This is a genomic window from Salicibibacter cibi, assembly GCF_016495865.1.
GTDB lineage: Bacteria > Bacillota > Bacilli > Bacillales > Marinococcaceae > Salicibibacter > Salicibibacter cibi.
The window spans coordinates 2747414-2773309 of the sequence record NZ_CP054706.1 but is presented as its reverse complement, the minus strand read 5'-3'; the positions used below and the strand labels follow the sequence as shown (position 1 = coordinate 2773309).

The 25896-nt window shown below is 47.5% G+C and carries 21 protein-coding genes and 1 pseudogene; 18 read left to right on the top strand and 4 right to left on the bottom strand.

Annotated features, from left to right (window positions below):
• Positions 1–16: 16 nt before the first annotated feature.
• Both HUG20_RS13825 and HUG20_RS13820 read right to left on the bottom strand, forming a co-directional pair.
• A complete protein-coding gene (locus HUG20_RS13825) occupies positions 17–1939 on the bottom strand; it encodes a TRAP transporter permease (RefSeq protein ID WP_200090526.1) in 1923 nt (640 codons plus the stop codon).
• A 165-nt stretch (positions 1940–2104) separates the two neighbouring features.
• Complete coding sequence (locus HUG20_RS13820) at positions 2105–3148, bottom strand: TAXI family TRAP transporter solute-binding subunit (protein WP_425504074.1); 1044 nt, start codon at positions 3146–3148, stop codon at positions 2105–2107.
• A 302-nt stretch (positions 3149–3450) separates the two neighbouring features.
• Here HUG20_RS13820 and HUG20_RS13815 point away from each other — a divergent pair, with 302 nt between their 5' ends.
• The 6 genes from HUG20_RS13815 to HUG20_RS13790 all read left to right on the top strand — a co-directional run bounded on the left by HUG20_RS13815 (position 3451) and on the right by HUG20_RS13790 (position 8335).
• The gene (locus HUG20_RS13815) at positions 3451–4551 is read left to right on the top strand and encodes an AI-2E family transporter (protein ID WP_200085228.1); all 1101 of its coding nucleotides are present in this window, start codon (positions 3451–3453) and stop codon (positions 4549–4551) included.
• A gap of 15 nt (positions 4552–4566) precedes the next feature.
• Entirely contained in the window at positions 4567–4926 is a 360-nt protein-coding gene (locus tag HUG20_RS13810) for a rhodanese-like domain-containing protein (RefSeq protein ID WP_200085227.1), read from the top strand.
• A gap of 250 nt (positions 4927–5176) precedes the next feature.
• A complete protein-coding gene (locus tag HUG20_RS13805) occupies positions 5177–5491 on the top strand; it encodes a hypothetical protein (protein WP_200085226.1) in 315 nt (104 codons plus the stop codon).
• A gap of 84 nt (positions 5492–5575) precedes the next feature.
• Entirely contained in the window at positions 5576–6421 is an 846-nt protein-coding gene (locus tag HUG20_RS13800) for a YitT family protein (RefSeq protein WP_246476419.1), read from the top strand.
• 44 nt (positions 6422–6465) lie between these two features.
• On the top strand, positions 6466–6846 hold the full coding sequence (locus HUG20_RS13795) for a BsuPI-related putative proteinase inhibitor (protein WP_200085225.1): 381 nt from the start codon (positions 6466–6468) through the stop codon (positions 6844–6846).
• A gap of 235 nt (positions 6847–7081) precedes the next feature.
• Entirely contained in the window at positions 7082–8335 is a 1254-nt protein-coding gene (locus HUG20_RS13790) for a YeeE/YedE family protein (RefSeq protein WP_200085224.1), read from the top strand.
• 140 nt (positions 8336–8475) lie between these two features.
• Here HUG20_RS13790 and HUG20_RS13785 read toward each other — a convergent pair whose 3' ends face one another.
• The gene (locus tag HUG20_RS13785) at positions 8476–8928 is read right to left on the bottom strand and encodes a GNAT family N-acetyltransferase (protein WP_200085223.1); all 453 of its coding nucleotides are present in this window, start codon (positions 8926–8928) and stop codon (positions 8476–8478) included.
• Between the two features lie 463 nt (positions 8929–9391).
• On the opposite strand from HUG20_RS13785, the gene ctaG reads away from it, so the two are divergent.
• Positions 9392–10321, top strand: a complete 930-nt coding sequence (gene ctaG, locus HUG20_RS13780) for a cytochrome c oxidase assembly factor CtaG (protein ID WP_200085222.1) — start codon at positions 9392–9394, stop codon at positions 10319–10321.
• Positions 10322–10336: 15 nt separating this feature from the next.
• The gene (locus HUG20_RS13775) at positions 10337–10933 is read left to right on the top strand and encodes an SCO family protein (protein ID WP_200085221.1); all 597 of its coding nucleotides are present in this window, start codon (positions 10337–10339) and stop codon (positions 10931–10933) included.
• Between the two features lie 49 nt (positions 10934–10982).
• On the opposite strand, the gene HUG20_RS13770 is transcribed toward HUG20_RS13775, so the two are convergent.
• The gene (locus tag HUG20_RS13770; protein ID WP_246476418.1) at positions 10983–11570 is read right to left on the bottom strand and encodes a Uma2 family endonuclease; all 588 of its coding nucleotides are present in this window, start codon (positions 11568–11570) and stop codon (positions 10983–10985) included.
• A 113-nt stretch (positions 11571–11683) separates the two neighbouring features.
• Here HUG20_RS13770 and HUG20_RS13765 point away from each other — a divergent pair, with 113 nt between their 5' ends.
• The 10 genes and pseudogenes from HUG20_RS13765 (at position 11684) to carB (ending at position 25896) form a co-directional block, all read left to right on the top strand.
• Positions 11684–13324, top strand: a complete 1641-nt coding sequence (locus tag HUG20_RS13765) for an ATP-binding protein (RefSeq protein WP_200085220.1) — start codon at positions 11684–11686, stop codon at positions 13322–13324.
• Between the two features lie 12 nt (positions 13325–13336).
• Positions 13337–14038 carry a response regulator gene (locus HUG20_RS13760; RefSeq protein ID WP_200085219.1) on the top strand — a complete coding sequence of 234 codons (702 nt, stop codon included), beginning with the start codon at positions 13337–13339 and terminating at the stop codon, positions 14036–14038.
• 263 nt (positions 14039–14301) lie between these two features.
• Positions 14302–15675, top strand: coding sequence for a CitMHS family transporter (locus HUG20_RS13755; protein ID WP_200085218.1), 1374 nt, complete (start codon positions 14302–14304; stop codon positions 15673–15675).
• A 172-nt stretch (positions 15676–15847) separates the two neighbouring features.
• A complete protein-coding gene (locus tag HUG20_RS13750; RefSeq protein WP_200085217.1) occupies positions 15848–16975 on the top strand; it encodes a PrpF domain-containing protein in 1128 nt (375 codons plus the stop codon).
• Positions 16976–17440: 465 nt separating this feature from the next.
• Positions 17441–18475: an N-acetyl-gamma-glutamyl-phosphate reductase gene (gene argC, locus HUG20_RS13745; RefSeq protein WP_200085216.1), complete on the top strand. Its 1035-nt coding sequence runs from the start codon at positions 17441–17443 to the stop codon at positions 18473–18475.
• Between the two features lie 15 nt (positions 18476–18490).
• Positions 18491–19725: pseudogene (argJ, locus tag HUG20_RS13740) on the top strand (bifunctional ornithine acetyltransferase/N-acetylglutamate synthase).
• A complete protein-coding gene (gene argB, locus HUG20_RS13735; protein WP_200085215.1) occupies positions 19722–20519 on the top strand; it encodes an acetylglutamate kinase in 798 nt (265 codons plus the stop codon). The pseudogene argJ and the gene argB overlap by 4 nt, the downstream one beginning before the upstream one ends.
• Positions 20491–21651 carry an acetylornithine transaminase gene (argD, locus tag HUG20_RS13730; protein ID WP_200085214.1) on the top strand — a complete coding sequence of 387 codons (1161 nt, stop codon included), beginning with the start codon at positions 20491–20493 and terminating at the stop codon, positions 21649–21651. The genes argB and argD overlap by 29 nt, the downstream gene beginning before the upstream one ends.
• A 14-nt stretch (positions 21652–21665) precedes the next feature.
• The gene (locus HUG20_RS13725; RefSeq protein WP_200085213.1) at positions 21666–22748 is read left to right on the top strand and encodes a carbamoyl phosphate synthase small subunit; all 1083 of its coding nucleotides are present in this window, start codon (positions 21666–21668) and stop codon (positions 22746–22748) included.
• Positions 22741–25896 carry a carbamoyl-phosphate synthase (glutamine-hydrolyzing) large subunit gene (gene carB, locus HUG20_RS13720; protein WP_200085212.1) on the top strand — a complete coding sequence of 1052 codons (3156 nt, stop codon included), beginning with the start codon at positions 22741–22743 and terminating at the stop codon, positions 25894–25896. The genes HUG20_RS13725 and carB overlap by 8 nt, the downstream gene beginning before the upstream one ends.

Here is a 25896-nt window from a genome sequence, read left to right as displayed (position 1 = left end):
CGGGCTGGCTTTACCTTTATGCTGTCGTTGTTTCCGGTCCTTGTCCCTGCCGTTTCTTGCGAAAATGCTGGATGACAGCAATAATAACCAAAATCGCTGTACCGCCAAGAGAAACCCAAATATCAAGTGGATAGGCGGCCATGATGCCTGCGGCGAAAATGAGCAAACGTTCCACGATCTTATTTCTGGCAAAAAAGTAACCCATAAAGGACGCACTAATGGCTACCATACCGATAATCGCGGTGATAAGCGGCCCGAGCAATTCCGGAACCGCCCAGTCCCCTTGTAATAATAATACAGGATTGGTAACGAACACGTAAGGGATGATAAAGGCCGCTATCGCTAGTTTAAAGGCGGTTATCCCTGTTCGCATCGGATTGGCTCGCGCGATGCCTGCACCGGCGTATGCTGCCAAACAAACCGGCGGGGTAATATCGGCGACAATCCCGAAGTAGAACACAAACATGTGCGCGGCTACCGGAGGGACGTCAAACGCCAGGATTGCCGGGGCAGCGACGGAGGCGGTAACGACGTAATTGGCCGTCGTTGGCAATCCCATCCCGAGGATGATACAGGCGATCATTGTTAAGAACAGGACGAGGAAGAAGTTTCCGCCTGCGATTTGAATAATCCCATTCGCGAGAACGCCGCCGAGACCGGTGAACACGACAATGCCAACGATGATCCCGGCACTGGCACATGCCGCGATGACCGGTAAAGCGACGCGTGCACCTTGTTCCATCGTTTGCAGGATGCCGAGCAGGCTGAGGCGCGTATCTTTGCGCAAGAAGCTGATGGCAAAAGCGGACCCAATTCCCCAAAGCGCGGCATATGTAGGCGTAAACCCATAGAGAAGAAGCCCGATAATCGTCACTAACGGAATGATCATATCAAAACGCTTGGCAAAGGAAGCGATTGAAGGCAGCTGTGATTTTGGTAAGCCGATGATCCCATCTCTTTTTGCTTCAAAATGGACGCCCAGAAATACACCGAGAAAATACAATATGGCGGGGATGATGGCATACACGATGAGTTCATTGTACGGGATTCCTATATATTCAGCCATAATAAACGCGGCAGCTCCCATGATCGGAGGCATGAGTTGTCCACCTGTGGATGCACTAGCCTCTGCAGCTCCGGCGAATTCCGGCTTAAAGCCTGCCCGTTTCATCATTGGAATTGTAAATGACCCCGAACCTACCGTGTTCGCAACCGAACTTCCGGTGACCATCCCTTGCAATCCACTGGCAGCAACCGCCGCTTTCGCGGTACCGCCCGTATAGCGTCCGGTGAGACGGAAGGCAACATCGTTGAAAAATTGCCCGATGTTCGTGCGGACGAGCAAGACGCCGAAAAAGAGAAACAAAAAGATAAACGTTGATGACACTTGAATAGGGGTGCCGAAAATGGCTTCTGTTGAGAACAGCAACTGTGTGGTCATCCCCGTCCAGGAAAAACCGGCATGGGAAAAGACTCCGAGCCAGTTGGCACTTCCATATACACCGTATAAAAGGGCCAGAATCGCGATGGTGACAATAGGCATGCCTACCGCGCGACGTGTTGCTTCCAATAACAGAACAATCGCGAGCACCGAAATAACCTGGTCCATCGGTTCAAAACCAAAGATTAATACATCGCTAACCAAGCGGTCATAATGCCAAACCACATAGAGGTAGGAAAAAAGGGCTGCAAGGGATAAAAGCACATCATACCACGGCACCCCTGGTTTTCGTTTCGCCTTGCGGTTCATCGGATATAAAATATAGATGATTGAAAGGGCGCTGCCGACGTGAATGGCCCCCTGAACCCATGCGCCGTAAGGCCCCGAAAATCCTGTGTACAAATGAAAAGAAGTTAACGAGATGCCGAGGATGGCTATAACCCAGATCCACTTCCCCAAGTTGTATCGATTGTTGGATTCTTTATCGTATTTTTCCATAATCTCTCGTTTTTCTTGTTCATCGATTTCAACGGCATCATTTTGGATGTGATCTGCCACCGGGAACACCACCTATCCTAAAAAGATATCAGTCGAGCGACCTTATCGGTAAAGACGGGCCGGACATCGATGCCCGGCCCGCCTACATTAACATAATCTTCATTATTAATCTAACAGGTCATTTTCCTCAAAATATTGCTCAGCTCCAGGGTGAAGTGGCAAATCCTCGGATCCGAGCATGATATCTTCCATTGTCATATGCTCGGATTGAGCGTGGGAAACGTCATCCGCGTTTTCATACAACCCTTCGACAATCTCATAAGCCGTCTCTTCATCCACATCATCCAAAGATCCGATAAGAACTGCATAGGCGGCAATGCCTTCCACGTCTTCCTCCATGAAGTCATAATTATCGGCTTCAATGGTGATGCGCTCATATTCGCTGTTGGCTTCGATCTCATCAAGGTACTCATCTTCAATGGTTAGTAATTCAACGTCTTGCTGTGCAGCCAACTCTTCAATACCGGTGTCAGGTAAACCGAGCAGGCCGAAAGTGGCATCTACGTTTCCGTCCTGAAGCATGCTCGCGCCATCGCCGAACCCTTCTTCGTAAGATTCGTAATCTTCAACTCCGTGCGCGTCAAGGACCAATTCAGATGCTGCATGGGAGGCGGAGCCGGGGGGACCAATGTTCACTCTTTCCCCTTCCAGGTCTTCGACGGATTCAATGTCGTCATCGGCGAGAACGACGATTTGATTTGTTTCCGGATAGATATAACCCATGAAACCGAAGTTATCCATTACTTCTCCCTGGAAATCGCCTTCCCCATCGAGGGCGTCAACGGCAGGGATATGCACCGTCATCCCCAGTTCCAAGTCTTGGTCGGAGACTCTCGCGATATTTTCCACTGATGCGTCTGTGGCCACCGCGTTTACTTGCTGTTCGGTATGATCATTGATGACGTTCGCCATTTCCTGGCCGAGTGCATAGTAGGTTCCCCCGGTGGATCCGGTACCCATCTGAAGCGCACTGCCATCATCGGCTTCTTCATCGCCATCGTCAACATCATCTTCTTCTGCTTCGTCTCCAGCATCCGGAAGATCTTCATCGTCCACTTCCGGGGCCTCTCCTTCCCCGTTACAAGCGGCAAGTGCCAAAGCCGGTACCAAAAACATCGACATGAATAGCTTGTTCTTTTTCAACGTCATTTCCCCCTTTTTCCCTTATAAGTTCTTCTTAATTTAATCAAAATGTAACACAAAAGTCAAAGAATAGCCTACCCTATAGTGAAAGTTATTTCCCAATACGAGGCGGAAACAGATGCAAAAGCCGTAAGTTAACATAGGTATATGTTTCATTGTTTTACTTTATCCTTCATAAACGTTGTTGTGATCATCTAAGCACTTGCGTATAATGTACATTAGATTACTGTTTAGGGGGGAATTAAAAACCATTCCTTTCCCAACATAAACCGAAACGTCCCAATCTTCGGGGAAGAAGTGGTGATGCTATGCCCAAAGGAAAATATTTCAAGATCGGATACGCCATCGCGCTTATTCTGTTGATCGTTTACCTGGGTACGCTCGTTGATTTTATTTTTCAACCGGTGATCGTATTTTTGCAAACGGTGTTCGCTCCGATCGCACTTGCAGGGGTATTATTTTATTTATTTCGCCCGGTCGTCAATCTTTTGCACCGTTGGATGCCCAAAGGTGTTGCGATTTTACTTCTTTACTTAATGTTTGCCGGCTTGCTTACGCTTTTCGTCTTTATGATCGGCCCGGAAATTCAGAACCAATTTAACAGTTTGGTTAATCGTGCTCCGCTCTTTTTACAAGAGATTCAAGGGTGGTTCAACACGATCATGCAAACGGAACTTGTGCAAAATATCATGGAAGATGAATCGTTTAATCTCGAGGAGATCGGAGCAACGATCGGAGGTTACATCACCGACTCGTTGGGAAACATCGGCGACAACATCATAAATGTTGTGGGCACGGTGACGAGCACGGTGATTGTGATTGTGATTGTGCCGTTTGTGCTTTTTTATATGTTAAAAGAAGGGGAAAAAGCGCCGCAACAAATTTTGCGTCTCTTGCCTAAAAAACAGGAGGAGGAAGGCAAGCGAATCCTTAACGATATGGATACGGCACTTGCTTCTTTTATTCAAGGCCAAATTATTGTCAGTTTTTGTGTAGGGATCCTTGTATACATCGCTTATCTCATCATTGGCGTTGATTATTCACTAATCTTGGCATTGATCGCGATGGTAACGAATCTCATTCCTTTTATCGGACCTTGGATCGGCACGGCTCCCGGGGTGATTGTCGCCCTGTTTGATGGGTGGTTCACAGCGTTATTGGTTGTTGGGGCTGTCGTTATCATCCAACAGTTTGAAAGCATCTTTATTTCCCCGCAAGTGATGGGACACAAACTAAAACTGCACCCAGTAACGGTGATTTTCGTTTTGCTCGTGGCGAGCAATATCGCCGGTTTCATCGGTTTGCTTTTGGCAGTGCCGACGTACGCGGTCGGAAAAGTGGTTGTGATGCACACGTATCGCCTTATTCGGCTTCGGTATAAAGAGAATGGAGACAAAAATAATACGTAAGGAGATGTTTACGAAATGAGAAATGAAAAAGACGGAATTCCGCAGTGGGACGATGAAGAAATCAAAAAACATTTGGATGACGAGTCCATTGCATTTGTAGATGTTCGTGAACCTGATGAATACGATGAGGGACATATTCCCGGGGTTCCCCTGCTTCCTATGGGAGAGATTCCGGAGCACATTGACCGGATGGACAAGGATAAAACCCATGTGTTCATTTGCCGCAGTGGCGGACGGAGCCAGAAAGTAGCGCGATATGCGAACGAACAAGGGCTGGAACGCGCGATTAATTTTGAAGGTGGCATGCTCTCTTGGAAAGGTGAAACAAAAAGCGGGGAAGAAAAACGAGTGCAGGAGACGTCGGATCTATATTAAATAAAGCGAACCGTACATTCCCGAGGGGAGGTACGGTTCGCTTTATCGGATAGAAAAACGTTCGCTATGAACTGCGGACGTTTTTTTCCACTTAAAAATTACGAATACCCACGGGAAATATCGCGATACCCACGGGAAATATGTAAATACCCGCGGGAAGCATATCTCAAAGTCATGGATTTTAACGTTTAAATCTTTTACGACAGGGAAATATTAGTTATACAAAAGAATTAGAAAGGGGCGCATGATAATGGCGAAAGGAAAGGTAATATTCGGTGTGGCAGCCGCTGCAACCGCGGGCGCGGGTTATTTAATGAAAAATCCCGACCAACGTGCAAAACTAATCGGAACGACAAAGAAACAGTTGGCGAAATTGACCGGCCAAGATGGGGAAGATATTCCGCTTGAACAACGGATCGGTCATCCGGACCCCATGGATATAGGGGATAACAAGATGGTTGCGGAAGGTTCTACGTATGCTGTGGATTATTATAATCAGGAATACGGAGAAAATGGCGATCCTTCGATGTCCCTTGACAACAATATAGAGCAGCGCCATCATTAAAGTATGGATCAGTGATAAGCAAGGGTAGTTTTCCCCTTGCTTATTTGCTATGGAGCCGAATAACCTTGCAAGAGGTGTCCGAGCGTGATAACAAGACAGACAACATTATGGATGGAATTACAGAAAATCGGAATTATTATCTTTGGCGCCTTCGCTGTAGCCATTGGCCTTAATTTTTTTCTGGAAACGGCCAATATATTCGCGAGCGGACTAACCGGTGTTGCCCAGTTTCTTTCCGCTTTTCTCCCTCTGTCGACAGGTGTCTTACTTTTTGTGTTGAATATTCCCGTAGCGATTCTCGGCTGGAAAAAAGTTGGACGCTTATTTACGTTTTATAGTTTTTTACATGTGGCATTGACGACGTTTTTCCTGGAAGTCGTTCCCCCTCAGGCGCTTGCTGATGACATTATGCTTAATGCTGTTTTCGGAGGTATTATTACGGCTATCGGTGTCTCCTTGCCGTTGAGGTATGGGGCTTCAGCCGGTGGTTTGGACATTATCGCACTCGTGTTGGCCAGAATGAGCGACCGCCCGCTCGGTGTTTATTTTTTTAGTTTAAATGCTTTAATTGTGTTTGCTGCGGGTTTTGCCTACGATTGGGAACAGGCATTGTTTACGCTCGTCTCCATCTATGCAACGTCAAGAATCATCGATATGGTACATACGAGACATGTCAAATGCACAGCCTTCATCGTCACGAAAAGGGCGGATGAGTTGAGGGAAGCAATCCACGCGCATGTAACGCGAGGGATTACACGCATGCCGGCCAAAGGTGGATATGATGAGTCTGAAAAAGAAGTATTGATGATCACAATTACCCGTTATGAACTCTATGTTTTGCGGCAAGTGACGGAAGCAACGGATCCCGATGCGTTCACAAATATTGTTCCGACATCCGATATTGTCGGATCGTTTCGAAAAGATGGCTAAACGGAGGGGAAATGCTCGAACAATCGGAAAGGAGGCGAGGGGAAATGACGGAAGCTGGCCTTTATATACATGCGGACGCCCACGGGAGGAATGGAGGGATCATGGTCGAGGTAATCGTTGGCAATGGCGGGGATGAAGCGGTTGAACTTCGGTTTAAGACAAGTCAACGGATCGAAGTGCGGTTGTTTGAAACGGGGAAACCGGAGCAGCCGGTATATCGATCATCCCAAGAAATGATATATAATCAAGTCCTCGGCAGGCTAACGCTCGCCCCGGGTGAAAAATCAATGTTCAATGAAGAGATCCCTTCGATGTACATAACAGATGGAGGCAGTTACGAAGGAGAAGTTCAAATAACAGTAGTTAGCATTGATGACGAGGATGTAGCGACAAAACCATCCGGCCTGTTTACGGTTGATGTGTAAAAGATATTTTCCGGACGACACGGGAGAGGCGGAGGGAATGATCGAGCTGTGCAAGGTTCAACTTGGTTTATTCATTTGAGGGGAAGATCAAGCTTGCCGTCCCTCTTCTTTAAACGATGGCCTTAGCCGTCGTCTATACTCATCCCGATCCTATTTCATTTTTACGGTTGACATTTATGAGGAAACCTCATATTATAAATCCTGATTAAATTAATAAGAAAAAGGGGTTTAATAAATGTCGACTTATGCTCAGCCGATAAATGAACAACAGTCGGCCTTTAAAAAAGAATCATCACCAGCGCTCAATCCGCCGCAAAATAAATTGGTGGTAGGCGCACTTGCAGTGACGTTGGCATTAGCCATTTTTCTTTTGGTTACCCAAAACATTGTTCAGCCTTTACTTTTAATCATTGGAGTAGGTTTAGGATATACACTTTTCCACGCACGTTTTGGCTTTACGTCCGCGTTTAGACGTTTGGCCTCAGTTGGTAACGGACAATCATTACGCGCGCATATGTTGATGCTCGCGGTGGCCTGTCTATTGTTTGCGCCCATTCTTGCCACCGGTTATTCGTTTTTTGGCGGGGAAGCGGCAGGGAACATTTCCCCGGTTGGCGTAAGTTTGATCGTCGGCGCATTTATATTCGGCATCGGCATGCAACTTGGAGGCGGTTGTGCGTCGGGAACGCTTTACGCCGTTGGTGGCGGCCGCTCGGTCATGTTTATCACGTTGATTTTTTTCATCGTCGGTTCCACCATTGGTGCCGCGCATTTTAATTTCTGGATGGAAGATATGCCGGCTGCTGAACCTTTTTCATTAGCCACTTCCACGGGTCTCGGGTATGGCGGTGCGCTTCTCGTTTCGTTGGCGATCTTTGGCGGGATTGCTTGGCTAACGAAAGTTATTGAAAAGAAAAAGAATCCCCCGAAAGAAGCGCCGAAACCTTCTGCCATTGGGTGGAAAAGAATTTTCCGCGGGTCTTGGCCGTTGTTTGCCGCCGCAATTGTTTTAGCGGTGCTCAACGCGATAACGTTAATGACGAGCGAAAGCCCATGGGGTGTCACGTACGCGTTAACACTTTGGGGATCGAAAGCAGCGGATGCTATTGGTTTTGACGTGGCTAATTGGGGTTTTTGGCAAGGTGATGAAGCGGTGCTGCAAGCTTCCATTTTTGCGGATACAACAACGGTGTTGAATTTCGGTGTCATCCTTGGAGCTTTTCTCGCATCAGCCGCCGGAGGGCTGTTTCGTTTCACGCAAATCAGGCTAAAAAATGCCGTCGCTTCCGTTATTGGCGGGTTATTGATGGGTTACGGGGCGCGTCTTGCTTTTGGTTGCAATATTGGCGCTTACTTCAGTGGCATTGCTTCTTTTAGTGCCCATGGTTATATTTGGGGCATTATGGCACTAGCAGGAACATTTTTGGCCCTTTTTCTACGGCCGTTATTCGGATTATCGGTGCCGAAACCGAGAGATTCTTTTTGTTAGCAGCTATCTAAAAAAAAGGCTTTCCATATCGGGAAGCCTTTTTTAGTCGGTAAGAAAGTGTAAATCAACTGTATGACCTGCATAAGTTGGGCTAAGGCTTTCACCATAAAAGCTTAGCGATAAGTCAAGTTTTTCTAACGTCAAAATTGAAATCCGTACCTCTTGGAAACGACGTCGTAAAAACCGAGGGAATTGTACAGTGCTTTTGTTGCCTGGTTGTTCACCCCAGTTTCCAATTCAATTCCTTTCATGTCATGTTGTTCAGCCCAATGAATGACATATAAAAGTAATTTTTTTGCAATCCCTTGATTTCGGTGATCGACATTTACATACAGATCGTTCAACCATATAAAATTGCCGCCTTTCATTAAGCTTTTTTGAACATTAAGAAACGCAGCCCCGAGAATCCTATCGCCATCTTGGGCAACAAACGTGTATGCATGAGAGCATTCCTCCATGGACATGCCGATAACGGTAACCATATTTTCATAAGCGTCGGGTCCGCCGATGGATTCCATTTGTCCCATAAGGAGATCTGCGGTTTTATGAATATGCTCATCGGTATGTTCCTTCGTTAATTCGTATACTTCCATATTAAAAAAGACCTCCTGATAACAGACATAGCAATTTTTTGGCTCTTCACCAAAATCTATGGCTGACAAACTAGGGGCAATTATGGTTGGTAGTGACCGCTACGGAAAAACCCTACGCTTTCCGTGGGCCCCGAGCTCAGCCTCCTCGGAAAAAAAGAAGTTCGCTTTTTTCCTGCGGGGTCTTCGCCCTGCGCTTTCCCACAGGAGTCTACGTGTGTTTCCTTCGCTCGCTAATGGTGTTACCATATTTAATCACGAATATCAACCATTGATTTTAGTGTTGACCCCAATTTTGCAGTCGCCTTTATTATAACTTTGTATGCAGTCCTTGTATATGGAAACAATAGCTTATGATAGGATGGGAATTGCGCGAGGAATCTTGGAATCTGTAACATCTTGTTCAGACATCTTGTCCTTTATCTGTGATAACATATAATCGGAACGATACTTAGGAGGTCTTCGGATGGGTGAGCTATTCGAACAATTGACTTTTCGAGCGTTATGGACGCCTGAACTAATCGTCGTTTTAGCAGTTGTGGCAACCCTGTACATCCTTTTGACACGAAAGTGGTACGTTCGGTTTGAAGGTGGCGAAAAACCGCGGTTGCGACGTGACTTTTTGTTTGGGTTGTCCCTCCTATGTCTATACATGGGGTGGGGAAGTCCTTTATATAGCACAGGACATATGACGATCACGATCCATATGTTTCAAATGGTGTCTGCCTATTTCTTTGCTGTTCCGCTCATGATCATTGCGTTGCCGAAATGGTTTTTGAGCGCGGCTTTCGAGGGGTTTGGAAACTATGCCCGAGTGGTTAGAAACGTAATGTTTCATCCGATTGCCGGGTTGTTCACGTTCAATGCACTTTTTTCTTTTTACCATATTCCCGTCGTTTTTGATTTTTTAATGTTACGCCCGGGCGTTCACAGCGTGTATGAAATCGCGATGTTCATTGCCGCGTGGATGATGTGGTGGCATATGATCGCCCCGTTGCCGAAAGAACAATACCTTCATGATTTTAGACGGATTTTTTATACGTTTGGAAATGGCATATTAATTACACCTGCATGCGCCCTTATTATTTTTTCAGGTTACCCTCTGTATGATACGTACACAGATATGCAATATTGGGCAAGCGTCATGGCTTATTGCCTGCCGGCGAACGCCGGTGTTTCTTCATCCATGTTTGGCGGCATTGGCTTCTTGGGGAATCTGGATGCGTACAGTGACCAACAGCTCGCCGGGATTTTAATGAAAGTGGTTCAGGAAATCGTATACGGTACCGCGATCGGTGTGGCGTTTAAACAATGGATCCAAAGGGATAATCAACAAGACAACGAAGGGCCGACCATCAGTGACATCCCCGAACATGTGAAAATGGGCGACCGTTAGGAGGAAGAAACCCAAATGATAAAAAAAACAGCAGTTGCTTTTGGAGCACTGCTATTGTTTTGCAGCGGCTGTGCTTGGCTCTATGAGACGGGAGCAGAGAATGGTACCGATTTATCGGAATCAGAGTTGTATGTGGATGATTTTTCCTTTACGAATCAGGATGAAGAAACGGTGACCAATGAAGATTTGGAAGGGGATTACTGGGTTGCCAATATGGTATTTAGCCGCTGTCCGTCCGTTTGCAATGTAATGAGTCCGAATATGTCAAGTTTGCAGGCGGACCTTGAAGACGAAGGTCTCGATACGACACTCGTGTCTTTTACCGTCGATCCGGAATTTGACGACCCGGAAACATTACGGTCGTACGGGGAAAATTACAACGCCGATTTTGCCGGTTGGCATTTTCTCACCGGGTATGAGCAAGAAGACATTGAAGCAATCGCGCAAGAAACATTTGCGAGCGTCGTTGAAATGGATCCGGACGGGAATGATATCATTCATTCCACGCAGTTTTATTTGGTCGATCCGAATGGACAGGTCATTCGCCAATATGACGGAATGGAGACGGATACAGAACCGATTGCCGAGGATATTCAAGCGGTGCAGGGGTGACGGGTTTTATAGAGTAAAAAGTGATACCCGGAATATGGTATCACTTTTTTTACTCAAACACCGTCTGTAAATCCAGCGAAAAAGAATCAAACAACTGTGAGGTTATTTCATCCTCATCCTCATCCTCATTTCCATAGACATTAACCCTTTCATATTGTCCTTGATTTAACGAGAGCACTTCGACAGTTTCATTGCTGATATCGACGATCCAATATTCCTGTACCCCATTTTCCTCGTACAACGTAAATTTGCGGAGCCGGTCGTGCTTTGCCGTTGATGGGGACAACACTTCCACAATTAAATCCGGGTTGCCGTTACACCCTTTGTGGTCCAACTTGTCGGGATCGCAGATAATGGAAATGTCGGGTTGCACGACGTTGTCAGTGTCGTCTGCCTGATCCTGCGAAGGGAGCCGTACATCGAACGGGGCCAAATAAACCTCGCAGGATTTGTCTTTTAAATAGTCCCTGAATTCTCCGAATATCTCTCCGAGCACTTTTTGATGAATTCTTGAAGGTGCCGGTGACATGTTGTAAGGCACCCCGTGAATCAGCTCCCAGCGTTCACCATCATCCCATTGCAAATAATCACGATACGTGTAACGGTTAACAGGATTCGGCATGGCTATGTGTATCAATCTCCTTTTAGCCTTTATTTTTATTATACCAGAAATCGATGGGTTATCATTTCGAATGTCTGCAATGTATAATTCTCTTAGGAAGTCGAGTGGACAAGGAGCCTGCCATAGATATGGACAAGCTGCAAAGCAAACACATAAAAAAGCATCTTACCAAACCAAAGATTGCGATCAATTTAAAAGTAAAAATGATACTGCTTATTTGCACGTTGATTATTGGGATGTTTGCGATCGTAGGGCTTTTCATCCATTATTTTTTTACAAACTCCTTGGAAGACCAAATGGGAGAACGCGTAATAAATGTGGCGCAAAGTGTTGCGAACATACCGGAACTGCAGGAAGCATTTGCGGAAGAAGATCCTGCCTCGACCATTCAACCGATTGTTGAGCCTATAAGAGAAGATACAGGAGCGGAATTCATTGTTATCGGGAATACGAACGAGATTCGTTATTCCCATCCTGTGCCGGATCGCATCGGGGAAAGAATGGTCGGGGAAGATAATGATCGCGCATTAATTGATGGGGAAGCTTATGTCTCTCAATCCGTTGGTTCCCTGGGGACGTCCATGCGAGGGAAGGTTCCCGTTTTTTCCGATGACGGAGAGATTATCGGGGTGGTTTCCGTCGGGTTTTTGGTGGACGACATTCAAGGAATCATTGGAAATTATACGGAAGGATTATGGTATGTTTTATTAGCAACCGTTACTGTGGGGATTTTGGGAGCTGTAGCGATCGCCCATCATATCAAAAAATCATTATTTGACCTGGAGCCCGAAGAAATTGCCCATTTGTTTTTGCAAAAAGAAAGCATTCTCCAATCTACCCATGAAGGCATCATTGCGGTTAATCAAAAAGGGCTGATTACGTTAATGAATCAAACGGCGCAACGTCTTTTTTTGTCAAACAAAAAACAGACAGAATCGTATGTTGGCAAACACATACGGGAAGTTCTCCCGGATACGAGGATGCCGGAAGTCCTCGATAGTGGGGAAAGCCAATATGATCGGGAAATGTTGATTGGAAACCATAGCGTTTATGTGAACCGCGTTCCGATCTTTTATGAAAATAAGCTCATTGGAGCGGTGTCCTCTTTTCGTGACAAAACGGAAATTGAACGCTTAACAAAAGAGTTGAGGAGAGTTAAACAGTATACGGAAGCGCTTCGGGCACAAACGCATGAGTTCTCAAATAAATTGTACACGATTTCGGGGCTTTTGCAGTTGGACCAAAAAGAAGAAGCGATCGAGCTAATCCAAAAAGAAAGTCATACGCAACAAGAATGGCTCCAATTCTTGATTCAAAAAGTACCTGACCCGATGATCAGTGCCGTGTTGCTCGGCAAACGTAACCAAGCGAATGAATTGGGCATCGACATGACCTTTCACCCGGAAAGTAAGTTAACGTATCGCTTATCAAAAAAGGAGAAAGATGTACTTTTAACGGTGTTGGGCAATTTGTTGGAAAATGCATTGGAAGCGGTGAAAAAGGAACCGGAGTCAAAAAGGCACGTAAGCATTTTCTTTACGGATTTGGGCAATGACCTCGTCTTTGAAGTGGAAGATTCAGGTTCAGGCATTCCGCCTGAATTGGGGAATCAAATTTTCAACCAAGGTTTTTCAACGAAAGAAGGATCGCATAGAGGCATTGGACTTGCTTTGAGTAAACAGATGATATCGGAAATAGGCGGCACTGTTTTGCTTGAAGATGGAGAGCTTGGAGGGGCTTGTTTCGTCGTCACCGTACCCAAAAATTAAGGTGGGAGTAAAATGAAAAATATTTATAAGGTGCTCATCGTGGAAGATGATTTCCGGGTAGCCGAAATCAACCGTCAATTTGTAGATAAAATAGATGGGTTTACGGTTGTTGGGATGGCGAAAACCGGAGAAGAGACGATGAAACAATTAAACAAAAGTCAAACGTTACCCGACCTCATCTTGCTCGATGTGTATATTCCGGATGTTGAAGGGTTGAATCTATTATGGACCATCCGCAATCACTATCATGAGGTGGACGTGATTATGATGACCGCTGCCAAAGAAGTTTCCATCATTGAAGAATCAATACGGGGCGGGGCCTTTGATTATATCGTAAAACCCGTCGAGTTTGAACGATTTGCATGGACGCTTGAGCGATATGACCAACAGCGAAGGTTGCTCACCGATAAAGAAGAAATGGATCAAGCAGAGATTGACCGTGTGATCGGATCAGCCGATGCCATACAGACGTCAAGACCTTCCAATCAGGAGTTGCCAAAAGGCATTGATGAAATCACCTTAAATAATATTGAAGATATATTGGAGAATACGAAAGACCAGGGCATAACAGCTGCAAACTTAGGCAAAAAAATAGGCGCGAGCCGATCAACAGCCAGGCGCTACCTCGAGTATTTGGTATCGATCAATGTGGTGAAAGCCGAGCTTAAATATGGCGATGTAGGAAGGCCGGAGCGTCGGTATGTTTTTTCATAAGAAGTGCGAAACACATTTATAAGTGGTTAGCGTAGTTCTGAAGTCATTTTGAACTACCTTCGGTTAAACATTCAACCCAATGAACAAAATGAGCAAAATAGACAGAATAAACGTTATGCCGCTTATGGAGATAACATTTCTATGATGTATATATATATGCTAAATTTGCACGTATTGATAATAGATCTATCAAAAGGATTCGATAATCGTATTTTTTAATAGGGATTGTATCCGCTTTCGGAATATGGGAGGATGAATGAGAAATGGAACAAGATTTTTCTATTGCACTGACAGTCGTTGGTCTAGTGATTATTTTTACGATTGTCGGGCTGCTTATCTGGGGAAAGGTTAGCCCAATTGTGGGAATGACCCTCATCCCGGTCCTTGGTGCATTAGTTCTCGGATTCGGATTCGAGGAATTGCGAGAATTCTTTGCCTCCGGAGCCGATCAGGTGATGGACGTTGTGATTATGTTCATCTTCGCCATTATTTTCTTCGGCATCATGCAGGATAGTGGGTTGTTTAACCCGCTCGTACGGGGAATGATTCTTCTCACGAAAGGGAACGTCGTCATCGTGGCGATGGGTACGGCTGTGGTCGGTACATTTGCACACCTTGACGGGGCCGGAGCCACGACGTTTCTATTGACGATCCCGGCACTTCTTCCTTTATATAAAGAGCTCAATATGAGCAAGTACTTACTGTTACTTATCGTTTCGTTTAGTGCAGCGATCATGAACATGGTGCCTTGGGGAGGGCCTATGGCACGAACAGCCTCTGTTCTTGACGCTAACCTTATTCAATTGTGGTATCCATTAATCCCTTTGCAAATTGTTGGTTTTATTCTTGCCATTGGGTTTGCCGCCTTATTGGGAATACGGGAAAAGAAGCGGATTGCCAAGCGAGTGGGCAACGGAGAAATTGAAGGTAATGATCGTGTGGATATTCGATCGATTGCTGATGACTTCTCTAGAAGGAAGGCAGAGGAAGCGGAAGCAGCCGAGGAAAAGCCGTTCAGGCATCCGGCGATGATTTGGGTAAACTTCGCACTGACCATTGCAGTCGTGAGTCTTATGCTTTTTGATATCGTCCCTCCTGAATTTGCTTTTATGCTTGGTGTAGCCATTGCTTTACCGATTAACTATCCAAACGTTAGTGATCAAATGGGACGCGTGCGCGCGCATGCGCCCGCCGCCTTGATGATGGCCGCTGTCATTCTCGCTGCCGGTGTCTTTCTCGGGGTCATGAATGAATCGGGAATGTTGGATTCCATTGCGTTGGCTATGGTTAGCATTCTCCCTGCCGCTGTCGGTCCTTTTTTACACGTCATCGTTGGTGTGCTCGGTGTACCGATGGATTTGCTAACGAGTACGGATGCTTACTATTTCGCGATCATGCCGATCGTCGAATCGACTGCTGCCGAATTCGGAGTGTCTTCTGCTTCAACTGCATATGCGCTCTTGATCGGAAATGTTATTGGTACGTTCGTGAGCCCGTTTGCCCCGGCCGTATGGCTTGCCATAGGTCTTTCCGGCGCCAATATGGGGCAGCACATTAAATATTCTTTTTTCTGGATATGGGGCTTCAGTATCGTTATGCTTGTGATTGCGTACTTCATGGGCATATTTTCCATATAGCAGGTTGTGATTTGTCGGAGGTCCGTACGTTCTTTTTTGGGAGATGTGCCGATCTAGAATGTATGTAGGCGCCCATCGTTCTATTTTCGGTAATCACGTCAGTTATAGATCGCACGCATACAAAAATGCCAATCGTACCAAACGGAATGAAATAGCATTAGGAGGGCTTCTGATGGCACAATATGCCATTCCTTGTAGTGTCTATCGTGGAGGAACGAGCCGCGGCCTGTTTTTTCATGAGAAAGACTTGCCTATGAACCGACGGGAAAAACACCGTGTTTTTTTGGAAGCGATTGATGCCTATAATCCCTCGCAAATCGATGGCCTAGGCAGCGGGACAAGCCATACGAGCAAGGTTGTCGTGATCTCCCCTTCCGAACGGGAAGATGCGGATGTAAACTATACGTTTTATCAAATCGGGATTGGCCAAGAAGTTGTCGATGATAAGGGAACGTGCGGGAACTTAATGGCGGCCGTTGGCTCGTTTGCCGTTAATGAAAACCTCGTGAAAGGATCTACTTACACTGAGGGAACGGTTCGAGCGTTCAATACGAATATAGGAAAAATGATCGCTATTCATGTACCGGTGGAAAACGGTCTGGCTAAGGTTCAAGGTTCCTATCAAATGCCGGGAGCCGTAAATCCCGGGGCAAAATATGCCGTTCACATTCTCGATCCAGGGGGTGGAAAGACCGGTAAAACGTTGCCGCTGGGCAGTGTGCATAAGGAAAATGATTTGGCCTATTCATTTGTTGACCTCGTTAATCCCTTCGTCCACTTGGAAGCAAGTGCTTTTCATCTGGATGGGACGGAGAGCAATGATCGGATGAGCAGCAACGAAGACTTGTTGGCTAATCTTGAAACCGTTCGGAGCGGATCTGCAGTTGCCTCCGGGATGGAGGAGACGATCGAGCAAGCGCGGAAAGCGCCTGCTGTTCCGAAAGTTGCGCTCGTTGCACCCCCGCGGACCTATGTTACAACATCGGGAACAACGATTAACAAAAAAGATATTGATATCACGGCTAAAATGATATCGATGGGCAAAGTGCACCGAACGTTTGCCGGAAGTGGCTTGTATAATCTTGCTGCGTCGACACTTCTTCCGGGTACGGTTCCCAACCGAATTGCCAGTGTAAAGCAAAACGGGGTTGTACGTATTGGCCATCCGGACGGCATCGCAGAGGTGATGGTTTCCCTCACCGATGATGGAGAAGATATCTCCTCTGTTGGACTAAACAGAACGGCGCGACTGATAATGAAAGGGGAAGTCTATGTTCGATCGCAGACTTCCAAACAATGAATGTGAAAATCTCACCCCACTGTTCGTGTGGGTTGGGATTTTTTTATTGCATAACAGGCGCGTTGATTTACCTTAAAATACCTCCTGGCATGAAAAAAGAAAACTGTTTAGTATCAGATAAGTCCTCAGGAACCTGAACAGCGGACTCAGAACGGTGCTCAAGAGCCAGAGTAGTCCTCAGGAACCTGAACAGCGGACTCAAAAAGGTGCTAAGAAGCCAAATCAGTCCTCAGCCCCGGGTTTGGTGGCCACGTAATGGCTGCTGAATGCCAATTTAGTCCGCAAATGTATGTAACATAACACGGTATGTTTAATATCCTTTCGTCTAAGCCCTTTTGTTGGGTAAATATGGATAATCAAAGCGCCTGATGACATAAAAATTATAAAAATACACTTGAATTTATCTTTATTCACCGTTACAATGAATGCACGATAATGCATAAATATTAAGAGGGGTGCAACATTATGAAAGTGGCAATTGTCGGGGCAACGGGATACGGAGGAATTGAATTAATCAGGTTACTGCGGCAACACCGGCATGTCACGGAGATTTCGGTGTTCTCCTCCACGCAGGCGGAAGCGCCTTTAACGTCCACCTATCCCCATCTTCAAGATGTGTATAAAGGAATTTTACAATCAATGGATACCGAAGAGTTGGCAACTGAATACGATGTCGTATTTTTATCTGCACCTCCGGGGGTTGCAGCGACACTAGCGGGCAATCTGCTTGAAGGGAAAGCGGCAATTGTTGACCTTTCCGGTGACTTCCGAATAAAAGAGCCAAGTATATATGAAGCTTGGTACGGACGGGAAGCAGCGGATGCAACGATCACCGGGCAAGCGGTGTACGGATTATCGGAATGGAATCAAGAACAGATCAGTAAGGCGAAGATTGTTGCCAACCCTGGGTGCTACCCAACGGCGATCCTTCTCGGACTTGCACCGGCTGTGAAAAATAACGGCATTGACATGACATCAGTGATTATTGACGCAAAAACGGGTACGACCGGTGCCGGGAAAAATCCAGCGCCGATGACGCATTTCAGCGAAATGAATGAATCTATGAAAATATACAACGTGAATGAACATAAGCATACACCGGAGATTGAACAACAACTCTCCGAATGGAGCGAAGAAGCGGATGCGGTGACATTTACCCCTCACCTTGTTCCAATGAGCCGGGGAATTATGGCAACGATGTACGCAACATGCACGTCATACTCGAGTGCTCAAGAATGGATCGATGTATACAAAGCTGCATATGAAGCGCACCCATTCGTCCGTGTTCGGGAAGATGGCTTTCCGGCGACAAAAGAAGTTTACGGCAGCAACTATTGCGATATTTTCCTGGATTATGATGCTCGTACGAACCGCCTCACGATTGTTTCGGTCATCGATAATCTTGTAAAAGGTGCGGCGGGGCAGGCGATACAAAATGCAAATCTCATGAACGGTTTTGAAGAAACGGAAGGACTGGAGTTCGTTCCAATTTATCCATAACAGGAGGGGAAGCGCATGTCGAACAGCACGGCATCATGTGGTCAAATGCATAAAGTAACGGATGGAAGTGTGCATACGCCGCTCGGTTTTAAAGCGACAGGATTGCATACGAAAGTGAAACGAAAACGAAAAGATTTAGGGGCTATCGTCAGCGACGTTCCCGCATCTGCGGCAGCTGTGTATACGTTGAACCAAATTCAGGCGGCGCCGCTTGACGTAACGAGAGAGAGCATTGCCGAGGGGGAACATTGCGCGCAGTGGTTGTGAATAGCGGGCAGGCGAACGCTGTTATGGGTGAAGTCGGTGTCGCCGACGCTTATGAAATGAGAGATAAAATGGCGCAAGCATTTGATTTGGAGCCCCGGGACGTTGCGGTTGCCTCGACAGGTACGATCGGAGAACGTTTGAAAATGGACAAAATCCTTCCCGGGATTGAAGCATTGCATCCGGAAGCAAATGCAACGAGCGCCAACGCGTTTGCTGAATCGATTCTCACGACCGATACGTGTACGAAAGAAACATGTTATGCGACCGAAATTGATGGAAAAACAGTTCATATCGGCGGTGTGGCCAAAGGGTCCGGCATGATTCACCCGAATATGGCGACGATGCTCAGTTTCGTGACGACCGACGCGGCAATCGCACCGGAGCATTTGCAACAGGCGTTATCGGAAATCACCGACCGCACGTATAACCGAATCACGATCGATGGAGATACGTCAACCAATGATATGGTGTTAACACTCGCGAGCGGGAAAGCCGGAAATGATCCATTGCATCCTGAACACCCGGATTGGCAGTACTTTATCCAGGCACTTCAATGCGTTAGTGAAGAGCAATCCAAACAGATTGCCCGTGACGGCGAAGGAGCGACAAAGCTCGTGGAAGTGAACGTCAAAGGGGCGCCGACGGATGAAGACGCAGGCAAAATCGCCAAGCAAATTGTCGGTTCCGACCTTTTGAAAACGGCAGTGTTCGGCACGGACGGCAACTGGGGGAGAATCATTTGCGCGATCGGGTACAGTGGCGTAACGATTGATCCGGAAACGATTGATATTGCCATCGGCCCGCACCTCACGTTAGCGCAAAGCGAACCGGTCGATTTTTCGGAAGAAGCGGTCACCGCGCATCTGCAGCAAGAAGAAGTATTCATTGACGTCGCGCTAAACATCGGCGACGGCAGCGGGAAGGCATGGGGATGTGATTTAACGTATGATTACGTCCGCATTAACGCGGGGTACCGGACATGAGTTCATTTGTCGTTGTGAAATGTGGAGGAGCAACTGTCGATGCTCTTTCCGATGAATTCTATGCGCACATTGCCCGCTTGGCCCAACAAGGGAAGACGCCGGTTATCGTTCACGGCGGCGGGCGCGCGGTAAACGACATGCTTGAGATGATGCACGTGGAGTCATCCTTTGTCGACGGATTGCGCCGAACGACCCAAGACGTATTGGACGTTGCGGACATGGTTTTTAACGGCAAGGTGAATCCGATGATCTGCTCGAAACTGCAAGAAGCGGGAATAAAAACGATCGGTTTGTCCGGATGTGACGGTCCGATGATTAAAGCAAAACTCCTCGATGAAGAAAAACTAGGGCTCGTCGGTAAGGCTGTGCATATCGATACTTCGCTCATTCATCAAGTGACGTCCATCGGCCTTATACCCGTGATTTCCCCGCTTGTAGCCGGAGAAAACGGAGCAAGGCTGAATATGAACGCGGATACGGCAACCGCCCATTACGCGGAAAGTTTGGGAGCGGAAGAAGTGATGTTCGTTACGAATGTGTCCGGCATTTTACAAAACGGTGAGGTGTTGCCTTATGCCACCGAAACCGATATTCAAAAAATGATCGCGGACGGTACGGTGTACGGAGGGATGATCCCGAAAGTGCAGGCAGCGTTGCAAGTGCTCGAAGGACCTTCTGTCCAAAAGGTAACGATCATTGACGGCGAAAGCAATCAAGCGGGAAGCGGCGGAACAACTATCGTGAAAACAATGGAAGGTGAAAAAGATGAGCAAGCACCTCTTTCCTACTTATAAACGTTGGGATTTAACGTTCGATTCGGCACACGGATCCGAGATCACCACAACCGATGGCCGGAAATTTATCGATTTGATGAGCGGGATCGGAACGGTGAACATGGGGCACAATCACCCTGAGATCGTCGAAGCCGTTGAAAAACAACTCCATCGGGGTTGGCACGGATCGAATTTTTTTCAATATGATCAGCAAGAACAAGTCGCGGCCCTATTGGCGGATGCGTCGGGGCTCGACCGGGTCTTTTTCGCCAATAGCGGAACCGAAGCCAATGAAGCGGCGATCAAACTGGCGAGAAAAGCGACGGGGCGAGAAGAAATCGTTTCTTTCACCCAATCGTTCCATGGCCGGACGTACGGAAGCATGGCCGCTACCGGGCAAGCGAAAATACACGAAGGCTATGCGCCGCTTCCTGCCGGTTTCACGTATGCGCCATACAATGACGCCGAGCAAGCAGAAAAAAAGATCACGAGCGACACGGCGGCCGTAATCGTAGAAACGATTCAAGGAGAGGGCGGTGTTGTTCCCGGAGAGCAGGCGTTTTTGGACAAAGTGAATGAAGTGGCGAACGCGCGCGGGGCACTGCTCATCATTGATGAAGTGCAAACGGGGATAGGAAGGACCGGTGAACCGTTTTCTTATCAGAAATATGGTTTGCGCCCGGATATTGTCACCGTTGCCAAAGGCCTGGGGAATGGCTTCCCGGTTGCCGCGATGATGGGCAGGGAAGACTTGCAATCCTATTTCGGCCCCGGAAGCCACGGCACGACGCTGGGCGGCAACCCCCTCGCGATGGCAGCCGTTCAGGCAACGTTAAACGTATTGAACACGCCCGGCCTCCTTTCCGAGGTTGAAGATAAAAGCAAGCACGTGTTTCAACACTTACAGAAACAATGCGAAGCCAGTGATATTGTCACCGAGGTTCGCGGTGCCGGTTTAATGATCGGCATTGCTTGCGAACAGCCGGTGGCGCCTATTTTGACAAAGATGCAGGAAAAAGGTGTTGTCGCCTTGCCGGCCGGAGAAAAAGTGATTCGATTGCTTCCCCCGTTAACGATCAGCGAAGAACGATTGACACAGGGCTTGGACATAGTGACAGAAGCAATCAAAGAAACGGCGAAAACGAAGGCGTGAAGGAGAGGGTTACGATGAAAGGGTACTTGATATTGGAAAACGGCGATGTTTTTCCGGGACAATTGCTAGGCGCATCCAATGCAACGGATGTTTATGGAGAAGCGGTATTTTTTACAGGTATGACAGGTTATCAGGACGTTGCGACCGACCCGTCTTATCGGGGGCAAATCGTTGTCTTCACTTACCCGCTCATCGGTAACTATGGAATCAGTGACACGGAGCAAGAGCAGAGCGAGAAATGGCAACCCCGCGCGTTAGTGATGGGAGAATGCGCAGTGGATGGGTATCATTATCAATCAAAAGAATCACTCGTCTCCCGCGCTGGTGGAGCTCCTATTTTGACAGATATGGACACCCGCGCCCTCGTCAAACGCATTCGAACATCGGGTGCCATGCAAGCGATAATCACCACAGATCCTGATTCCGTAACTTGGGAGAACGTGCCCCCTATTGAAGAGCAGGCACTCGTCAAAGAGGTATCCGCGCAAACGATAGAAACATTTGGAACCGGAGATACCCATATCGTGCTTATGGATTTCGGCCACAAAAAAGCGATGGTCGATGCCCTTTGTGCCCACGGTGCCAAAGTAACCGTCGTTCCATATAACACAACCCTCTCAACCATTGAAGATCTTAAGCCTGACGGGTTGCTTTTATCCAATGGCCCCGGAAATCCGAAGCAACTACAAGAACAACTCCCGACCATAAAAGCGGCGATCACGCAATATCCTACGTTTGCCATTTGCCTCGGCCATCAATTGATTGCGCTTGCGTTTGGCGGAGATACGGCGAAATTGCCTTTCGGCCATCGCGGCGCCAATCAACCTGTGATCGACAAGCGAACGGGGAGGGTCGATATGACCGCCCAAAATCACAGCTACGTGGTTGACCGCGCATCATTAAAAGGAAGCGAACTCGAGGTGACACATGTCAACGTGAACGACGAATCCATTGAAGGATTGGCTCACGGACGTTTGCCGATCCAAACCGTGCAATATCATCCGGAAGCACACCCGGGACCGAGTGATAGCCGGCATTTATTTTCAATGTTTTTCCGCATGATTGCAGAAGAGAAAGAAGTGAGCGTCCATGCCTAAGCAAAAAAACCTAAGAAAAATCCTCGTGCTCGGTTCGGGGCCGATCGTGATCGGGCAAGCAGCAGAGTTTGACTATGCCGGTACGCAAGCATGTTTGGCCCTTCGGGAAGAAGGATGCGAAGTTGTACTCATTAACAACAACCCGGCCACGGTTATGACCGATGAAACGTGCGCGGATAAAGTTTACTTTGAACCGCTCACCCTCGAAACGTTAACGAATGTTCTTGAAAAAGAACAACCGGATGGATTGCTCGCGACAATGGGCGGACAAACCGGCCTCAACCTCGCCCTTTCCGCTTATGAATCAGGGCTGTTGGAACGAAGCGGGGTGGAACTGCTAGGCACCCCGATGGCGTCTATTCAGCAGGGCGAAGACCGTGAAGCTTTCCGGAGTTTAATGCAGGAATTAAACGAACCTGTTCCGGAAAGCACGATTGTCACATCTGCAAAAGAAGCCATCGATTTTGCTGGTGACGTCGGTTACCCGATGATCGTGCGACCGGCTTACACCCTCGGAGGCGGAGGTGGAGGTATCGCGGATAATCAAACGGAACTGGCTTCCATCGTCTCCGGCGGTTTGGACGCCAGCCCCATTGACCAATGCCTCGTGGAAAAAAGCATTGCCGGTTTTAAGGAAATCGAGTATGAAGTCATGCGGGATGCCAATGATACGTGCATATCGGTGTGTAATATGGAAAATATTGATCCTGTCGGTATCCATACCGGGGACTCTATCGTTGTCGCCCCATCCCAGACGTTAAGCGATCACGATTACCAGATGTTGCGAACCGCGTCCATTAAGGTGATCCGCGCCCTCGGCATTGTAGGGGGATGCAACATCCAATTTGCCCTTGATCCGCACAGCGACCAGTATTATTTGATTGAGGTGAACCCGCGCGTCAGCCGTTCTTCTGCGCTTGCTTCCAAGGCAACCGGATACCCGATTGCCCGCCTCGCAGCAAAAGTCGGGCTCGGATACGATCTTCATGAGTTGAAAAATCCGGTGACGGCGCATACGTACGCAAGTTTCGAACCCGCCCTTGATTATGTCATCGTGAAGTTTCCCCGCTGGCCATTTGACAAATTCATGGATGCAGATCGCGCCCTCGGCACCCAAATGAAAGCAACGGGGGAAGTGATGGCAATAGAACGGAATATGCAAGGGGCACTCCAAAAAGCAGTGCGTTCGTTGGAAATCAAGGTGGATGGGTTGCGTTGGCCTGGCGTTGAAAAGATGCCAAGCGCCAATCTGGAAGCGGCATTGACGCAGGCAGATGATCGTCGCTTTTTCTATCTGCTGGAATTGATGAGGCGTGGGGACAGCACGGAAAAACTGGCAGCGCTCACGTCTATCGATCGATTTTTCCTTGATCATTTTGAGCGGTTGGTTGCTTCAGAGAAAAGAGCCAAAGCAACCGTTTTTGCAGACATTGATGCTGATATGCTAAAGACATGGAAAAAAGAAGGATTTAGCGACCGCTGGCTTGCCACTTGTTGGGGAATCCGGGAAGAAGCATTGCGACATTTCCGTTTCCAAAAAGGAATCGTTCCTGCGTATCATATGGTGGACACGTGTGCGGGAGAATTTGAAGCGGAAACGCCTTATTACTATTCGACGTACCAAGGCATGGATGAAGCATCCGGTGCCGGAGACAAACCGAAAATTTTAATTGTTGGTTCGGGCCCGATCCGTATTGGCCAGGGCATTGAATTTGATTATTGTTCGGTTAACGGTGCTAACGCGCTGAAAAACCTTGGCTATGAAGCGATTATGATGAACAATAATCCGGAAACCGTAAGCACGGACTACGAAACCGCCGACAAGCTTTATTTTGAGCCGTTGACGGCCGAAGATGTCATTCATGTGGCGGAACGTGAAAACGTGGAAGGTGTTTTGTTGCAGCTTGGAGGACAAACGAGCATCGCGCTCACGGAAGCATTGGAAGCTGCCGGCCTCAACCTGTTCGGCGCACCATTTGATGTCATTGATCAACTGGAAAATCGGGGGCGCTTTTATGAACTTATGCAAAAAACGGACATCCCCCATATTCCGGGACAGACCGGTGCCGATGCCAATGATACGATGAAAAAAGCAAAGGAAATCGGCTATCCTGTTTTGTTGCGCCCTTCTTACGTCATCGGGGGACAGGGCATGTCCGTATTCACTTCGGAAAAACAATTAAGGTCCTATGTTGAAGCGCATGAGGGAGCCATTGCCTATCCGATTCTCATCGACGCTTATTTTGCGGGAAAAGAATTGGAAGTTGATGTTGTCACAGACGGGGAATATGTATTTATTCCGGGCATTTTCGAGCATATCGAAAAAGCGGGGGTGCATTCCGGCGATTCCATCGCGATCACCCCACCGTATGAGCTTTCAAGTGCCCATCAAGCGAGCATCGTGACTTATGCGGAGAAAATCGCACGGGAAATTGATTTTGTCGGTCTTTTCAATATCCAATTTGTTTTAGCGGATGACACGATGTATGTCATTGAAATCAATCCCCGGGCCTCGCGCACGGTTCCGATTTTTGCAAAGGCAAGCGGCAATAACTTGATTGAGCAAGCCGTACAATTACTGTTGGGCAAAGACTGGTGTGAAGTGTTCGGAGAAAAGCAGGGCTTGGCAGTGGAGACGTCTTATTTTGCCGTGAAGGCGCCGGTATTTTCAACGGAAAAATTACCGGGATTGGATCCGCTATTGGGGGCGGAAATGAAATCGACGGGCGAGTTGCTTAGTTTTGGCGAAACAAAAGAAGAAGCGATGACGCAGGCTTTTGCCTGGAAAGATGATAAAATCCCGGCCATTTATCAACAAAAAGGGAGCATCTATTGCCACGTTGCCACGGATCAGCAGGCGACATGCAAACCGGCGTTGGAAGCGTTGAAAGAAGCGGGCTTTACCATTTATGATGAAACAACCTATCCGTTTACACGCTGGCTCGAAGACGACAACGGGCTTCTTTATATCAATATCCCACCGATCGGTAGTCGGGAGAAAAAAGACGAACGGTTGGCAGCAGAACGCCATCGAAAAATGGTCGTCACCGGTCCGGAAACTTTGCGCGAATTGGTCGCTGCCCGCAACAAAGCGCACCATGTGTGTGCTGTTGAAACTTGGAAGCAGGAAGATTTACAAAGGACGTGA

Coding starts and splice junctions, on each gene's coding strand:
- HUG20_RS13790 (WP_200085224.1), top strand. CDS start 7,082: ATGTCGACTTATGCTCAGCCGATAAATGAACAACAGTCGGCCTTTAAA.
- argD (WP_200085214.1), top strand. CDS start 20,491: ATGAGCAAGCACCTCTTTCCTACTTATAAACGTTGGGATTTAACGTTC.
- HUG20_RS13755 (WP_200085218.1), top strand. CDS start 14,302: ATGGAACAAGATTTTTCTATTGCACTGACAGTCGTTGGTCTAGTGATT.
- HUG20_RS13765 (WP_200085220.1), top strand. CDS start 11,684: ATGGACAAGCTGCAAAGCAAACACATAAAAAAGCATCTTACCAAACCA.
- HUG20_RS13785 (WP_200085223.1), bottom strand. CDS start 8,928: ATGGAAGTATACGAATTAACGAAGGAACATACCGATGAGCATATTCAT.
- HUG20_RS13820 (WP_425504074.1), bottom strand. CDS start 3,148: ATGACGTTGAAAAAGAACAAGCTATTCATGTCGATGTTTTTGGTACCG.
- HUG20_RS13795 (WP_200085225.1), top strand. CDS start 6,466: ATGACGGAAGCTGGCCTTTATATACATGCGGACGCCCACGGGAGGAAT.
- HUG20_RS13810 (WP_200085227.1), top strand. CDS start 4,567: ATGAGAAATGAAAAAGACGGAATTCCGCAGTGGGACGATGAAGAAATC.
- HUG20_RS13805 (WP_200085226.1), top strand. CDS start 5,177: ATGGCGAAAGGAAAGGTAATATTCGGTGTGGCAGCCGCTGCAACCGCG.
- HUG20_RS13760 (WP_200085219.1), top strand. CDS start 13,337: ATGAAAAATATTTATAAGGTGCTCATCGTGGAAGATGATTTCCGGGTA.
- argB (WP_200085215.1), top strand. CDS start 19,722: ATGAGTTCATTTGTCGTTGTGAAATGTGGAGGAGCAACTGTCGATGCT.
- argC (WP_200085216.1), top strand. CDS start 17,441: ATGAAAGTGGCAATTGTCGGGGCAACGGGATACGGAGGAATTGAATTA.
- HUG20_RS13750 (WP_200085217.1), top strand. CDS start 15,848: ATGGCACAATATGCCATTCCTTGTAGTGTCTATCGTGGAGGAACGAGC.
- carB (WP_200085212.1), top strand. CDS start 22,741: ATGCCTAAGCAAAAAAACCTAAGAAAAATCCTCGTGCTCGGTTCGGGG.
- HUG20_RS13725 (WP_200085213.1), top strand. CDS start 21,666: ATGAAAGGGTACTTGATATTGGAAAACGGCGATGTTTTTCCGGGACAA.
- HUG20_RS13825 (WP_200090526.1), bottom strand. CDS start 1,939: ATGGAAAAATACGATAAAGAATCCAACAATCGATACAACTTGGGGAAG.
- HUG20_RS13815 (WP_200085228.1), top strand. CDS start 3,451: ATGCCCAAAGGAAAATATTTCAAGATCGGATACGCCATCGCGCTTATT.
- HUG20_RS13775 (WP_200085221.1), top strand. CDS start 10,337: ATGATAAAAAAAACAGCAGTTGCTTTTGGAGCACTGCTATTGTTTTGC.
- ctaG (WP_200085222.1), top strand. CDS start 9,392: ATGGGTGAGCTATTCGAACAATTGACTTTTCGAGCGTTATGGACGCCT.